The organism is Bosea sp. AS-1 (genome assembly GCF_002220095.1).
In the GTDB taxonomy this organism is placed as follows: domain Bacteria; phylum Pseudomonadota; class Alphaproteobacteria; order Rhizobiales; family Beijerinckiaceae; genus Allobosea.
Genome location: NZ_CP022372.1, coordinates 4,131,862 through 4,145,971, shown reverse-complemented (window position 1 = coordinate 4,145,971; position 14,110 = coordinate 4,131,862). Strand labels below are relative to the sequence as shown.

The 14,110-nt window shown below is 66.7% G+C and carries 13 protein-coding genes; 9 read left to right on the top strand and 4 right to left on the bottom strand.

Annotation, left to right across the window (positions count from 1 at the left end):
- Nucleotides 1–7: 7 nt before the first annotated feature.
- Nucleotides 8–2,227 carry a transglycosylase domain-containing protein gene (locus tag CE453_RS21480; protein WP_089176416.1) on the bottom strand — a complete coding sequence of 740 codons (2,220 nt, stop codon included), beginning with the start codon at nt 2,225–2,227 and terminating at the stop codon, nt 8–10.
- 242 nt (nt 2,228–2,469) lie between these two features.
- Here CE453_RS21480 and CE453_RS21475 point away from each other — a divergent pair, with 242 nt between their 5' ends.
- The 4 genes from CE453_RS21475 (at nt 2,470) to CE453_RS21460 (ending at nt 7,109) form a co-directional block, all read left to right on the top strand.
- Nucleotides 2,470–2,967 (top strand): YcgN family cysteine cluster protein, encoded by a 498-nt coding sequence (locus tag CE453_RS21475; protein WP_089176415.1) that lies wholly within the window; start codon nt 2,470–2,472, stop codon nt 2,965–2,967.
- A 183-nt stretch (nt 2,968–3,150) separates the two neighbouring features.
- Complete coding sequence (gene ppdK / locus CE453_RS21470; RefSeq protein WP_089176414.1) at nt 3,151–5,835, top strand: pyruvate, phosphate dikinase; 2,685 nt, start codon at nt 3,151–3,153, stop codon at nt 5,833–5,835.
- 3 nt (nt 5,836–5,838) lie between these two features.
- Nucleotides 5,839–6,393 (top strand): cytochrome c oxidase subunit II, encoded by a 555-nt coding sequence (locus CE453_RS21465; RefSeq protein ID WP_089176413.1) that lies wholly within the window; start codon nt 5,839–5,841, stop codon nt 6,391–6,393.
- A gap of 14 nt (nt 6,394–6,407) precedes the next feature.
- Entirely contained in the window at nt 6,408–7,109 is a 702-nt protein-coding gene (locus CE453_RS21460; RefSeq protein WP_089176412.1) for an HAD family hydrolase, read from the top strand.
- 25 nt (nt 7,110–7,134) lie between these two features.
- On the opposite strand, the gene CE453_RS21455 is transcribed toward CE453_RS21460, so the two are convergent.
- Nucleotides 7,135–7,629 (bottom strand): GFA family protein, encoded by a 495-nt coding sequence (locus CE453_RS21455; RefSeq protein WP_089178078.1) that lies wholly within the window; start codon nt 7,627–7,629, stop codon nt 7,135–7,137.
- Nucleotides 7,630–7,905: 276 nt separating this feature from the next.
- On the opposite strand from CE453_RS21455, the gene CE453_RS21450 reads away from it, so the two are divergent.
- From CE453_RS21450 to CE453_RS21435, 4 genes are all read left to right on the top strand, one after another.
- On the top strand, nt 7,906–8,115 hold the full coding sequence (locus tag CE453_RS21450) for a cold-shock protein (RefSeq protein ID WP_038361128.1): 210 nt from the start codon (nt 7,906–7,908) through the stop codon (nt 8,113–8,115).
- Nucleotides 8,116–8,292: 177 nt separating this feature from the next.
- Nucleotides 8,293–9,765 (top strand): DEAD/DEAH box helicase, encoded by a 1,473-nt coding sequence (locus CE453_RS21445; RefSeq protein ID WP_089176411.1) that lies wholly within the window; start codon nt 8,293–8,295, stop codon nt 9,763–9,765.
- 78 nt (nt 9,766–9,843) lie between these two features.
- Nucleotides 9,844–10,113 carry a translation initiation factor IF-1 gene (infA, locus tag CE453_RS21440; protein ID WP_047578165.1) on the top strand — a complete coding sequence of 90 codons (270 nt, stop codon included), beginning with the start codon at nt 9,844–9,846 and terminating at the stop codon, nt 10,111–10,113.
- 8 nt (nt 10,114–10,121) lie between these two features.
- Complete coding sequence (locus CE453_RS21435) at nt 10,122–10,388, top strand: hypothetical protein (protein WP_089176410.1); 267 nt, start codon at nt 10,122–10,124, stop codon at nt 10,386–10,388.
- A 115-nt stretch (nt 10,389–10,503) separates the two neighbouring features.
- Here the strand turns inward: CE453_RS21435 and CE453_RS21430 are convergent, their stop codons facing one another.
- Together CE453_RS21430 and CE453_RS21425 are read right to left on the bottom strand one after the other, a co-directional pair.
- On the bottom strand, nt 10,504–11,097 hold the full coding sequence (locus CE453_RS21430) for a hypothetical protein (protein WP_089176409.1): 594 nt from the start codon (nt 11,095–11,097) through the stop codon (nt 10,504–10,506).
- 177 nt (nt 11,098–11,274) lie between these two features.
- Nucleotides 11,275–12,468: a cell wall hydrolase gene (locus CE453_RS21425; protein WP_248307827.1), complete on the bottom strand. Its 1,194-nt coding sequence runs from the start codon at nt 12,466–12,468 to the stop codon at nt 11,275–11,277.
- A 328-nt stretch (nt 12,469–12,796) separates the two neighbouring features.
- Between CE453_RS21425 and CE453_RS21420 the strand changes: the two genes are divergently transcribed.
- Nucleotides 12,797–14,044 carry an MFS transporter gene (locus tag CE453_RS21420; protein WP_089176407.1) on the top strand — a complete coding sequence of 416 codons (1,248 nt, stop codon included), beginning with the start codon at nt 12,797–12,799 and terminating at the stop codon, nt 14,042–14,044.
- The last annotated feature ends 66 nt before the right edge of the window (nt 14,045–14,110 follow it).

Here is a 14,110-nt window from a genome sequence, read left to right as displayed (position 1 = left end):
CCAACCGTCAGCGCAGCCGGGTCTCCAGCCCGGAGACCTCGCGGATGCCGACCTGCACCGGTCGGGCGGCGCTGCGCGACGGCTCGATCGTCTTGAACATCGAGCCGACGGCGGACAGCACCTCGAAGGATTGCCGCGGCATATGGCCGGCGCCCGGCGTGCCGGCGCCGAGCGGATCGCGCGTCGCGCCATTCGCCTTCGCGACGGTGGCAGCCTTCGGATCGACCGGCACGCCCGGGATCGGCTTCAGCTCCAGCCCCTGATGGGCGAACTGCATGATCTCCTTGAAGGTCATCGCCGGCAGCGATCCGCCGGTCAGGTTCGCCGTCTCGGAAGAATCGTCGTTGCCGAACCAGACCGCCTCGACGAGGTTGCCGGTGTAGCCGACATACCAGGCATCCTTGTAGCCGTTGGTCGTGCCGCTCTTGCCAGCGCCCACCACCCCGTCGAGCGCGGCGCGCCGGCCAGTGCCTTCGGTCGGCACCTTGGAGAGCATGAAGTTCATGTCCTGGACGACCTGCGTCGTCAGGACCTGCTGCGGCTCGGGCTCGTTGCGATCATGGTTGTAGATCAGCTCGCCCTGCGAGTTGTAGATGTCGATCGCGGCATAGGGCTTCGCGCGCTTGCCGCCATTGGCGAAGACGGCATAGCCGGCGGCCTGGTCGATCACGGTCACCTCCGCCGCGCCGATCGGCAGCGAGACCGTGTCGGTCAGCGGCGTCGTCAGCCCCATCGCATGACCCATCGCGACGATCTTCTTGCGGCCGATCGCGGCCGCGCGGGCCTCATGCGTCTCGCCGGTGGCACGGCCGATCGCGATCGACATCTGCACCGGGATCGAGTTGATCGACTTCGCCAGCGCCACATAGAGCGGCATCGAGCCCGAGAACGAGCCGCCGTAATTCTTCGGGCACCAGTTGCCGATGCAGACAGGCCGGTCAGTGACGATCGTATTCGGCTTGTAGAGCCCGGCGGACAGCGCCGTCGCATAGACATAGGGTTTGAAGGAGGAACCGGGCTGGCGCAGGCTCGCCGTCGCGCGGTTGAACTGGCTCGCGCCATAGTCGCGCCCACCGACGATGGCGCGCACGGCGCCGTCGGGATCCATCACCACCGTCGCCGCCTGCTTCACGCGATAAGCTGGCCCGTGCTGGCGCAGGATCGCTTCGACAGCCTCGTCGGCGCGCTCCTGGATCGCGGCGTCATGTGGCGTCTTGACGGTGAGCACGCGGTCGGAGCCGAGCTTGCCTTCCTCGGCCAGCTCCTTCACCTGGTCGAAGGCCCAGTCGAGATAGTAGTCGGGGCTGGAATCGCGCTTGCGATCGACCGGCGTCGCCGGGTTGCGCTTGGCGCTGTCGACCTGGCCGGCAGTCATGAAGCCGGCATCGACCATGGCGTTGAGCACGTCGTTGGCCCGGGCACGGGCAGCCGGCAGGTTGACGTGCGGGGCGTATTTCGTCGGCGCCTTGAACAGGCCGGCGAGCATCGCCGCCTCGGCCAGCGAGACGTCCTTCACCGACTTGCCGAAGTAGTATTCCGCCGCCGCCGCGACGCCGAAGGTGCCGCCGCCCATATAGGCACGGTCTAGATAGAGCTTGAGGATCTCGTTCTTGCTCAGCCGGGCTTCCAGCCAGAGCGCCAGGAAGGCTTCCTTGATCTTGCGGTCGAGCGAGCGTTCGTTGGACAGGAACAGGTTCTTGGCGAGCTGCTGCGTCAGCGACGAGCCGCCCTGGACCACGCCGGAGGCGCGCGCATTCACTGTGACGGCTCGGAAGGTGCCGATCAGGTCGATGCCGAAATGGTCGTAGAAGCGCCGATCCTCGGTCGCGATCACCGCTTTCAGCAGATGATCCGGCATTTCCTCGAGCTTCAGCGAGTCGTCGTGCCGTGCGCCGCGGTGGCCGATCGGGTTGCCGTAGCGATCGAGGAAGGAGACGGCGAGGACCTGGCTTTTCAGCGCCTCCTCATTGCCGATCCGAAAGGCCGGGAGCGACAGCATCAGCAGGAAGAGTGCGCCGACGATGCCGATGTTCAGCCCTTCGCTGGCGAATTCGGCCGCGATGCGTTTGGGGCCGGTAACGGTCAGGCGGTCGGCGTGGCTGCGGATGCGCTCATAGATCTCGCCGGCCCGGCGCCCTGCGCCCCACAGACCGGCATCCAGCCATGAATCGGCAGCGAGCGCATAGCGCTTCAGCCGCGTTCTCCAGCCTGCCTTCCTGAACTCCATGGCCGTTCCAGGCTTCCCGAATGGCCCCCGACACAGTCCTGCCGCGCGATCGCCGCCTTGGCAACAGGAGAGCGTCCAGGACTGGACACATAATCACGACGCGCGCTGCGATAAGGGCAGCATGAGCAGAATTCTTTCCGAAGTGCAGGACGCGCGCCAGAAAGCCTGTCCCGGACTGGCACATGGCCGCCCCTCGATGGGCTCCTCTTCCATCTTGGGGCACATCGGCGCATAAGCCTGCCATGACGTCGAAAACCGCCACAAGCGAGCCGTTCTGGCGGACCACGCCGCTGGAGGCGATGGATGCCACGCAGTGGGAGTCGCTCTGCGACGGCTGCGGGCGCTGCTGCCTCGTCAAGCTCGAGGATGAGGATACCGGCCGCCTCTTCGCCACCGATGTCGGCTGCCGCCTGTTCGACGCCGGAACCTGCCGCTGCCGCGACTATGCGAACCGCTCGCGCGAGGTTCCCGATTGCGTCACGCTGACGCCGCAGGAGGTGCGTACGCTGCCCTGGCTGCCGCCGACCTGCGCCTATCGCCTGGTCGCCGAGGGCAAGGACCTGCCCTGGTGGCACCCGCTCGTTTCGGGCGATCCGGAAACCGTCGTCGCGGCCGGAATTTCCGTGCGCGGCCGTGTCTTCGCCAATGAGGACGAGGTGCCGGATGACGAGGTAACTGAACGCATCGTCGCCTGGCCCCTGCGCTGGCCGCGCGCAGCGCGCGAGCGGGCCACGAAATGAAGCGTCGCCGCTTGTGCAGCTGCGGGAAGTTTGTTGCACCTGCTCATTGATTGTTCATGTCGTTTTGGGCATGACCGCCTCATCCCGCCGCCGCTGCCCATAGGGCATCGGCGGCTCGCACACGAAACTTTCGCATTGCCGAGGCGTTGTTGACGTCCGGCCGCAAACGAAGAGGTTTAAGTGATGGCAGGTGGGAAGTGGGTCTACGCCTTCGGTGACGGCAAGGCCGAGGGTGAGGCAGGAATGAAGAACCTGCTCGGCGGCAAGGGCGCGAACCTGGCCGAGATGAGCAATCTGGGCCTGCCTGTCCCTCCCGGCTTTACCATCACCACCGAGGTCTGCACCTATTATTACGACCACGGCAAGCAGTTCCCGGCCGATCTGGACGGGCAGGTAAAAGCCGCGCTCGCCGGCATGGCCAAGCTGACCGGCAAGACCTTCGGCGATGCCGCCAACCCGCTGCTCGTCTCGGTCCGCTCCGGCGCGCGCGCCTCGATGCCGGGCATGATGGACACTGTCCTCAATCTCGGCCTCAACGACGAGACGGTCGAGGCCGTCGCGAAGGCCTCGGGCGACGAGCGCTTCGCCTGGGACAGCTATCGCCGCTTCATCACCATGTATTCCAACGTCGTGCTCGATATCGACCACGGCCTCTTCGAGGAGGCGCTGGAGGATTACAAGGAGCGCAAGGGCCTTCATCTCGACACCGACCTGTCGGCAGCCGACTGGAAGGTGCTGGTCGGCAAGTACAAGGACATCGTCAAGAAGGCGCTCGGCTCCGACTTCCCGCAGGAGCCGGAAAAGCAGCTCTGGGGCGCCGTCGGCGCCGTCTTCTCCTCCTGGATGAACGCCCGCGCCATCAAGTATCGCGAGCTCAACAGCATTCCGGCGAGCTGGGGCACGGCGGTCAACGTCCAGTCGATGGTGTTCGGCAACATGGGCGACACCTCCGCGACCGGCGTCGCCTTCACCCGCAATCCCTCGACCGGCGAGAACGCGCTCTATGGCGAGTTCCTGATCAACGCCCAGGGCGAGGACGTCGTCGCCGGTATCCGCACGCCGCAGGACATCACCGAGAAGGCCAAGAAGGAGGCAGGTTCCGACAAGCCGTCGATGGAGATGGCGATGCCGGAGGCCTATGCGGAGCTCGTCCGCATCTACGGCATCCTCGAGAAGCACTACCGCGACATGCAGGACATGGAATTCACCATCCAGGAGGGCAAGCTCTGGATGTTGCAGACCCGCTCCGGCAAGCGCACCGCCAAGGCGGCGCTGAGGATCGCGGTCGATCTCGCCACCGAAGGCCTGATCACGCAGGAGGAGGCCGTCGGCCGCGTCGAGCCTTCGGCCCTCGACCAGCTCCTGCATCCGACCATCGACCCCAAGGCCGAGCGCCGCGTGCTGACCACCGGCCTGCCGGCTTCGCCCGGTGCTGCCGCGGGCGAGATCGTCTTCAACTCGGACGATGCCGAAGCCGCGAAGAAGGCCGGCAAGAAGGTCATCCTCGTCCGCGTCGAGACCTCGCCTGAGGACATCCACGGCATGCACGCCGCCGAAGGCATCCTCACCACGCGCGGCGGCATGACCTCGCATGCGGCGGTCGTGGCGCGCGGCATGGGCAAGCCCTGCGTCTCCGGCGCCGGCCAGATCCGCGTCGACTACGCCAAGGGCACGCTCTCGGTCGGCCCGACCACGCTGAAGGCCGGCGATTTCGTCACCATCGACGGCGGCAACGGCCAGGTGCTGCTCGGCGAAGTGAAGATGCAGAAGCCGGAGCTCTCCGGCGAGTTCGCGACGCTGATGGGCTGGGCCGACAAGGTCCGCCGCCTCAAGGTCCGCGCCAATGCCGAGACGCCGGAGGATGCCAAGACCGCCCGCGAGTTCGGCGCCGAGGGCATCGGCCTCTGCCGCACCGAGCACATGTTCTTCGACGAAAACCGCATCCAGGCGGTGCGAGAGATGATCCTCGCCCAGGACGACAAGGGCAGGCGGGCAGCCCTCGCCAAGCTGCTGCCGGTGCAGCGCCAGGACTTCGTCCAGCTCTTCACCATCATGAGCGGGTTGCCGGTGACGATCCGCCTGCTCGACCCGCCGCTGCACGAGTTCCTGCCGCATGGCGACAAGGAGATCGCCGAGGTCGCCGCGGCGCTCGGTGTCTCTTCCGATGCGTTGCGCCAGCGTGCGGCCGAGCTGCACGAGTTCAATCCGATGCTCGGCTTCCGCGGCTGCCGCCTGGCCGTCGCCTTCCCCGAAATCGCCGAGATGCAGGCGCGCGCCATCTTCGAGGCTGCCGTCATCGCCGCCAAGGAGACCGGCAAGCCGGTGATCCCCGAGGTGATGGTGCCGCTCGTCATGGGCAAACCGGAGCTCGACCTCGTCAAGGGCCGCATCGACGCCATGGCCAAGGCTGTGATCGAGGAGAGCGGCACCAAGATCGACTATCAGGTCGGCACGATGATCGAACTGCCGCGCGCTGCCCTGCGCGCGGCCGAGATCGCCGAGAGCGCGGAGTTCTTCTCCTTCGGCACCAACGACCTGACCCAGACGACGCTTGGTATCTCGCGCGACGACGCCTCCTCCTTCCTCGGTTCCTACACCGCTAAGGGCCTGCTCGACGCCGATCCCTTCGTCACCATCGATCAGGACGGCGTCGGCGAATTGGTGAAGCTCGCCGCCGAGCGTGGCCGCAAGACGCGGGGCGATATCAAGCTCGGCATCTGCGGCGAGCATGGTGGCGATCCGGCCTCGATCGGTTTCTGCGAGAGCGTCGGCCTCGACTACGTCTCCTGCTCGCCCTTCCGCGTGCCGATCGCGCGGCTTGCCGCCGCGCAGGCGGCGCTGGGCGCGATCAAGCCGAAGGATGGCTGAGCCGTGACGGGTGGGCGGCTCACCAGCTTCGGCGGGTTGCTGCTCGCCTTGGTCTGCGGTTCTGCCGCCCCATCGGTGGCGCAGACGCCCGATCTTTGCAGCGGGCAGCCTGCCGCGATGCAGAAGCCTTGCCGCGAGGCGCTGGAGTTGCTCGTGCAAAGCAATCCGCAAGAGCCGGAGCCGTCGCGCCGCATCCTCGCGACCGGCACGCCGCAAGGCTGGCGTTACGATTACCTCCAGCCGGGAGGGGCGGGCTCCGACGACGATTGTGTCGTGAACGGAACGCTGGTGCTCCCGGCCGATACGCCGGTGCGCCTGCTGGTGACGGCGGGCGACAAGATCCGCCCATGGCGGCTGCCGCAATTCGGTCTGGACTTGAGCGGGATTCCCGGGCGGATCGAGGAAGCCATCATCAAGTTGCCACCGGGAGAGGTCGGTGATCAGGCCGCGTCGCCCGGCACCGACGAGATACCTGTGACGGTCCGGGTGCTGTCGAGCGACGCCTATGCCGAATGGGAGGGGCAAGCGCTGCCCCCTTCCTGTTTCGCCTCGGGCTGAGGGCATTGCGAGCCATGCCGCACCTCACCACCATCGGCTTCGATGCCGACGACACGCTCTGGCAGAACGAGCAGTTCTTCCGGATGACGGAGGATCGTTTCGTCGCGCTGCTCGGCGCGCATGGCGAGGCGGCCGAGATTTCGGGGCGCCTGCTCGAGGCGGAGAAGCGCAACCTCGGCTTCTATGGTTTCGGCATCAAGGGTTTCGTGCTCTCGATGATCGAGACGGCGATCGAGATCACCAAGGGGCAGGTGCCGGCGGCCGTGATCGGCGAGATCCTCGCCGCCGGCCGCGAGATGGCGGCCCATCCGGTCGAGACCTTGCCGCATGTCCATGAGACGCTCGAGGCGCTCTCCAGCGATTATCGGCTGGTGCTGATCACCAAGGGCGATCTCTTCGACCAGGAGCGCAAGCTGGCCCAGTCCGGCCTCGGCGACTTCTTTCATGCGGTCGAGATCGTGAGTGACAAGAAGCCCGCCACCTATGAACGCATCTTCGCCCGCCACGGCGATGGGGCAGGGCAGGCGATGATGGTCGGAAATTCGCTGAGATCGGATATCCTGCCGGCGCTGGAGGCGGGCTCGTGGGCGGTTCATGTCCCGCACGCCCTGACCTGGGTGCTGGAACATGCCGAGGAGCCGACCGGGCACGCGCGCTATCGCGCCATACCGGATCTCGGTCCTTTGCGGGGCCTTGTCGGGCAGCTCGTCCGGTAGCCCGGGCGTCGCCCGGCGCGGGTGCTCAGTCGACCCATAGGCCGTGCCTGCGGTGCCAGTCCTCGATCGATTCCTCGGGATACTCCTCGAAGCTCTGGTCGCTCGGCCCGATTGCCGGCTCGACCCAACTGGCCTTGAAGCGCAGCATGATGTGCGTCTTCTCGGGGGGCGGCGGCAGGTCGCTGTCGATAGCCGAGGCGAAGGGGTGCAGCAGCTCCGGCCACCGCGGATCGAACAGCCAAAGGGCCGCTCCGCAGCGGGTACAGAAGCGGCGCTGTGCCTGCGATCGTTCGCAATGGCCGCCATCGTCGCAGATTTCGGCGTTGAAGCGGCCGATGGATTCGTCACCCGTGACGTTCAAGGTCGCGGCCACGGCGGACAGGTTGATCGCGAAGCCGCCGCCCCCGGCCGTCTTGCGGCAGATCGAGCAGTAGCAGAGCTGATAGGGGACGGGAGCATGGCTCTCGACCGAGAAGCGAACCGCCTCGCAGCGGCAGGAGCTCCTGAGTGTCACCGGCATGGTCCGACCCTCCTTCTGCCAGTCCAACACCCGCTCTCGCCGGGTGTTCCGGCCGCTTGCGGGAGGCAAACTGGACCCTCCTTGCATTTTGTGCTACCCACACCGATGTAAGACGAGATGCGGCCGGGTTCTGGCCACTCCTCCGCTTGCTGGTTCCTCCGGCTTGTGGGCATGAATCAGATCCACCACACATCGCTACAAGGCCATGGCGAGGCGTCCGCGCGTCCCGTTGTGTCATCACGATAGACGCGGGATCTGAATGCAAGGACTATTGCCATGAACAAGGGCACCGTGAAGTGGTTCAACGCCACCAAGGGCTACGGCTTCATCACCCCTGAGAACGGCGGCCAGGACGTTTTCGTCCACATCTCCGCCGTCGAGCGCGCTGGCCTGCGCGAGCTGCGCGAAGGCCAGGTCGTCTCCTTCGAGATGGTCGCCGACCGCAAGACCGGCAAGACCTCGGCCGGCAACCTCGTCGCCGAGTGATATAGCCCATCGACCGGGTGTGCCCATGGCCGCCCGGTTCTACGACAAACTTGCCGGCGCTGTGGCTAGCGGTTCGCCGGCAAGACCGATTCTTTGATATCCAGGCCGGGTACGGGCCGGCGGCGCAGCCGAAACCACATGCGCCCCCCGTCATCACGGCGCCCAGAAAGACCTTTCTTGACCAAGTTTACCGATCTCGGCCTCGCCGAGCCGCTTCTCAAAGCGCTCGCGGCCGAGGGCTATGAGACGCCTACGCCGATCCAGGCGCAGGCCATCCCCCACATCCTGCAGGGCCGTGACCTGCTCGGCGCGGCCCAGACCGGCACCGGCAAGACGGCGGCCTTCGCGCTGCCGATGCTCCACCGGCTGCTGGCGACGCCGCGGCGCGTCTCGCCGCGGGCCGTGCGTGTGCTCATCCTGTCGCCGACGCGCGAGCTTGCCGCCCAGATCGAGACCTCGATCCGGGCCTACGGCCAGTTCACCACGCTGAAGTCGACCGTGATCTTCGGTGGCGTTCCCGTCGGCAAGCAGATCCGCGCGCTCGGCGACAAGGTCGACATCCTCGTCGCCACGCCTGGCCGGCTGCTCGACCTCGTCGACCAGCGCGCCGTCTCGCTGCGCGAGATCGAGTTCCTCGTTCTCGACGAGGCCGACCAGATGCTCGACCTCGGCTTCATCCATGCGCTGCGCCGCATCGCGACCCTGATCCCGAAGGAGCGCCAGACGCTGCTCTTCTCGGCGACCATGCCGAAGCCGATCCGCGAGATCGCCTCCGCCTACCTGACCGACCCGGTCGAGGTCGCGGTGACGCCGGTTGCGACCACCGCCGAGAAGATCGACCAGCGCGTCATCTTCACCGAGCCGAACGACAAGCCGGCGCTGCTGGCGAAGACGCTGAACGTGCCCGAGCTCGAGCGCGCCATCGTCTTCACCCGCACCAAGCACGGCGCCGACAAGGTCGTGCGCCAGCTCGGCCAGTCCGGCATCGAGGCGGCCGCGATCCATGGCAACAAGAGCCAGGGCCAGCGCGAGCGCGCGCTCGGCGCCTTCCGCGACGGCTCCCTGCGCATTCTCGTCGCGACCGACATTGCGGCGCGGGGCATTGATGTCGACGGCGTCAGCCATGTCGTGAACTACGACCTGCCGAACGTGCCTGAGACCTATGTCCACCGCATCGGCCGCACCGCGCGCGCCGGCGCCGCCGGCCTCGCCATCGCCTTCTGCACGCCGGAAGAGCGTGGCGACCTCGCCGCCATCGAGAAGCTGACCGGCATCAAGCCGACGCCGATCGGCGAGGTGCCCTACTGGGACGGCCGCACGCCGAAGAAGCCGCAGCAGAACCGCGGCGGTCGCGGCCAGCAGCAGGCGCGCCCGCAGGGGCAGGGCAGGCCGCAGGGCCAACCCAAGCGGCAGGACGGCAAGCGCACCGAGCAGGGCGGCCACCGCAATCATGCCGGCGGCGCCCCTCGGCCCGAGCGGACGGACCGGCACGAGCATCGGCCCCGCAATCCGGAACGCACGCAGCGTCCCGAGCAGGGTCAGCAGCGAAAAGAAGCGGGTTCCGCGAAAGAAGGGCTTGGCGGCGTCGCGTTCTTGCAGCAAAGAACACAGCAACCACGCACCAACGGCGCCCGGCGGCGCGCGCGCTGACGCGCGATCGGTCAGAACAGGGCGGGCCTCTCCCATGAAGGCCCGCCTCCGCGCCAAAGGGCTCACGAAGGACGACAGATGGCGAAAGAAGAACTGCTTGAATTCGACGGCACCGTGGTCGAGGTGCTCCCGGACGGCAACTACCGGGTCAAGCTCGACAACGACCACGTGATCCTGGCCTATGCGGCCGGCAAGATGAAGAAGAACCGCATCCGCACGATCGCGGGCGACCGCGTCATCGTCGAGATGTCGCCTTACGATCTCGATCGCGGCCGCATCAACTTCCGCCAGAAGACGGCCGGCCCGGCCCCCGGCGGCCCGCCGCGTCAGAACTTCCGCCGCCGCTGATCGCAGCGATGCGCCTGTCGCGGAACGAACTCCTTTTCGTCGCGTTGGGCGCCATTCTCGGCGCCATCGTCGCCTTTGCCGCGAAGGCCGGCCTTGTCGTCCGCGACGGGGCCTTTCCGCCTTTCGTCATCGTGCTGCTGGGGCTTGGCCTCACGGAATTGCTGGTCGGCTACGCTGCCGGGCGCTCGCCCGGCACGCTGGTCGGCATGCCCGCCCGCTTCCTCGCCTTCGTTACCGGTGTTTGCGTCCTCCTGCTCGGCGAACGCTACTTCTGAGAGCGCGAGGGCCGGTTTCCCTTGATCCCGGCAAGAAAAAACCCCGGCGCGAAGCCGGGGTGGAAGTGGTCGTTCCGTGGATAAAGGGTCTACCTGAAACTCTCTGGAGCCGCGCTCAGTAATGGGCGCGGGACCAGTACTGCGAACCCGGGCTGACCAGAACCTGGCGCTGCCGCGTCGCATAGACGGCGGGAATCTCTTCCCGCACGACCTGGGTGGCACGCACCATCACCTTGCGCTGACGCTGCGTGTAGACGGCCGGAACCGTCTCGTATTCGACGGTTGCCGGCGAAACCTCGACCCGGCGGCTCTGGTAGCCGTACTGCGCCGGGACATCGACCCAGCAGCCGACGGTGTTGCCCCAGGCATCGCGGGTGACTTCCCAGCGCCGCGTCGCCGGTGAGATCAACACCTTCTCGGTGACGGTCTCGTAGACCGCGGCGCGGTGATGCGGGATCTGGCGGGCCGGCGCGATCATCACATTGTCGGTGACGGTCTCGTATTCGGCCGGGATGACACGGCGCTGCACTTGCGAGGGCTGGACCTGATAGGTCTCGTCGATGGTGCCGTAGACCGGCGGCGTATTGACGAGGTTGTAGCAGGCGGAGCCGCGGCAGCCACCGGCCTCGGCTGCGCCAGCGCCGAGCAGAAGAACGGTCGTGAATGCCGAAGCGGCGAGGAAACGCCGGGAAGAGAGCGAGCGCACCATGTTGGACCTGACCTGTCGGTTCCGGCGACTTTGCGCCGTTCGTTGGGGTCAGGAAGCCCGCTCCGGGTGATGAACGCAAGGTAAACGCTAAAACAAGGTAAAATTAACCAAATCCACTATCGCGCGGCTTTCATCCAGCTTGCGCGCAAGTGAATGGAATCGCTCGTATTTGAGTGATCAGCTCTGGCCCGGCCGGAGCTGGTAGAAGACGTGCTGACCGATAGTGTCCATTTTTTTCAGCCGTTTCGCCCAGTAGGGCCGGACGTATTTGGCATGGTAATGCGTCGAGGCTCCGACCTCGGCGAGGTAGGTCGCGCCTTCGTAGACCTCGCGGGCGATCCGCACGGCGTCACGCCACGGCCCGGGCTCGGTGATGCGCAGCGACTTGCCTTCGCAGGCGAAGGTGAACTGGCAGGAGAGATAGCGGTTGGCATTCTGGTAGACAGTGCCGCAGACGCTGCTTGGATAGAGCCCGCTCTTCACCCGGTTGAGCACCACCTGCGCGACCGCTGCCTGTCCTTCGGCCGATTCCGAACGGGCCTCGAAATAGACAGCTTCGGCCAGACAGCGCTGCTCACGCGCCATGTTCTCCGGCGCGATCAGCCCGGTATAGATCTGCCGCTCGCCCGGGGCGGCGAGGCGCAGGTCGCGGGTGGCCGGCGCAGAAACCAGTGCGATGCGCGCCGCCGACTGCGCGCCATGCGCGGGCAAGGCAGGCGGTGTGATCTCGGCCATGGCGATTGCCGAGCGCGGCGTCGCAGAGCTGCCCTGCAAGGCTGCGGGCACCGAGGGGGAGGAGCCGTCGATGCTGTCGAGATAGAGTTCCGCCTGCCGGGCCGAGGTGATCTTCGGCTTCAGCGAGACCGGCGAGGAATCCGACAAGGCGGGATCGGTCACCCCTTCATCGATGGGGTAAGGTTCGAAGCTGCTCGGCGGGCCTTCGACGGCCTCGGCCGCGCGCATCGCGTCGAGCGAGAAGCCGCCCGAGATGAGCTTGGGCTGTGTGTCGCCGAAGACCACGCGTTCGAGCTCGACCGAAGGATGCTCGGTCAGGCCCGGTCGCAGGCTCGGCAGCATGTCGCCCTTGGCGGTGCGATCGACGTCCGGAAAACCGTTTGCCGCACGCTTCAGGTCCTCGCGCGGCTGGCGCGGGTCCACGACGATGCGCCGCTCCGGATCCTCGAAAGACAGGCTCGTGCGCACGATGGCGGACGTCAGGGCCAGCCCCGGCAATCGGAACGCGCTCGCCGCTACCAGCATCGAGGGACCTTCCGCCAGTTCCGAAGCGGGGCCGGGATTGGTTCGCGAGATCAGGCTGGAGGGCAGGCCGGTCGGACCGAAATTCTGCCCGGCCGAGGCGGTGAAGGACACCAGCAGCCCGACCGACAAAGCCCAGGGCGCAGCCGTGGCCGCGGCCCATCTGAGCCCCGGCGCTCGCCCGCCACGCTTCCGTCTGTGAAGACGCAAATGACTCAAAACGACGCACCCGTCCCGGCGACACGGAACCGAAGACGGCAGGCGATTCCCGGGTCTTCGTTGGAATCCGTTATCGCCTCGGTAAGGTTGAGCGGCGGTTAACGGCGCCTATGGAGTGTCTGTCCATATCGGTCTGTGATGCCGGATTTCACGAAAACGCGCTGGTTGCCGCATGGGCGAGCCGCTAACGTGTAACCACACATTCGAGGTTTCGGAGAAATCCATGAGCTCCATCCCGGCAAGCTCCAAGCCGGCGCGCAGCTACGCGCCGGAAATCATCGTCGCGGCAGGCTGCCTGATCGCGCTCATCACCTTCGGTCCACGCGCCAGCGCTGGCCTGTTCCAGATCCCGATGACGCTGCAGTTCCATTGGGGTCGCGATACCTTTAGTCTGGCGCTGGCGATCCAGAACCTGCTCTGGGGCCTCGGCGCTCCCTTCGCAGGCGCCATCGCCGACCGCTACGGCACGGTGCGCGTGCTCTGCGTCGGCGCGCTGCTCTATGCCGCTGGTCTCGTGGTCATGGCCTATGCCACGACCCCGCTGCAGCTCCATCTCGGCGCCGGCGTGCTGATCGGCTTCGGTCTTTCGGCCTGCTCGTTCAATCTCGTGCTGGCCGCCTTCGGCAAGCTCCTGCCGGAGCAGTGGCGGCCGATGGCCTTCGGCGCGGGCACGGCCGCCGGTTCCTTCGGGCAGTTCCTGTTCCCGCCGATCGGCAACATCCTGATCGACACGCTCGGCTGGCAGCAGGCGCTGGTCGTCTTCGCCGTCACCCTGCTGCCGGTGCTGCCGATCTCGGTGATCCTGGCGACGCGCAAGCTCGGCTCGGGGGCTGGCGCGGCCGCCGCCAATCTGCCGAATCAGACGGTGATGCAGGCGCTGACGGAAGCGTTCAAGCACCGCAGCTACGTGCTGCTCGTGCTTGGCTTCTTCACCTGCGGCTTCCAGCTCGCCTTCATCACCGTGCATATGCCCGCCTATCTGCGCGACACCGGCCTGCCGGCCTGGGTCGGCGGCTGGACGCTCGCCGTGATCGGCCTCGCCAATGCCGTCGGCTCGCTCTCTTCCGGCTGGCTCTCGACGCGAATGCCGAAGCGCCATCTGCTGGCCTGGATCTATCTCGGCCGCGCGGTTGCGATCGCCGCCTTCATCCTGATCCCGCCGAGCCCGCTGACAGCGCTGACCTTCGGCGTGGTCATCGGCCTGTTCTGGCTCTCGACCGTGCCGCCGACCTCCTCGCTGGTCATGCTGATGTTCGGCACGAAGTACATGGCGATGCTCTATGGCTTCGCCTTCTTCTCGCATCAGGTCGGTGGTTTCCTCGGTGTCTGGCTGGGCGGCGTGCTCTACGAATCGATGGGCAACTACCAGTTCGTCTGGTGGCTCTCGGTCGCGCTCGGCGTTGCCTCGGCGCTGATCAACCTGCCGATCGTCGAGCGGCCGGTGCAGAGGCCGGAAGCGCAGCCGGCCTGATCCGGAACAGGCACGAACGCACGCATCGCGGGGTTGCAGCGTCCTTCGGGCGCTGCAACCTTGTCG

Coding starts and splice junctions, on each gene's coding strand:
- infA (WP_047578165.1), top strand. CDS start 9,844: ATGGCGAAAGAAGAACTGCTTGAATTCGACGGCACCGTGGTCGAGGTG.
- CE453_RS21430 (WP_089176409.1), bottom strand. CDS start 11,097: ATGGTGCGCTCGCTCTCTTCCCGGCGTTTCCTCGCCGCTTCGGCATTC.
- ppdK (WP_089176414.1), top strand. CDS start 3,151: ATGGCAGGTGGGAAGTGGGTCTACGCCTTCGGTGACGGCAAGGCCGAG.
- CE453_RS21420 (WP_089176407.1), top strand. CDS start 12,797: ATGAGCTCCATCCCGGCAAGCTCCAAGCCGGCGCGCAGCTACGCGCCG.
- CE453_RS21480 (WP_089176416.1), bottom strand. CDS start 2,227: ATGGAGTTCAGGAAGGCAGGCTGGAGAACGCGGCTGAAGCGCTATGCG.
- CE453_RS21450 (WP_038361128.1), top strand. CDS start 7,906: ATGAACAAGGGCACCGTGAAGTGGTTCAACGCCACCAAGGGCTACGGC.
- CE453_RS21455 (WP_089178078.1), bottom strand. CDS start 7,629: ATGCCGGTGACACTCAGGAGCTCCTGCCGCTGCGAGGCGGTTCGCTTC.
- CE453_RS21435 (WP_089176410.1), top strand. CDS start 10,122: ATGCGCCTGTCGCGGAACGAACTCCTTTTCGTCGCGTTGGGCGCCATT.
- CE453_RS21475 (WP_089176415.1), top strand. CDS start 2,470: ATGACGTCGAAAACCGCCACAAGCGAGCCGTTCTGGCGGACCACGCCG.
- CE453_RS21460 (WP_089176412.1), top strand. CDS start 6,408: ATGCCGCACCTCACCACCATCGGCTTCGATGCCGACGACACGCTCTGG.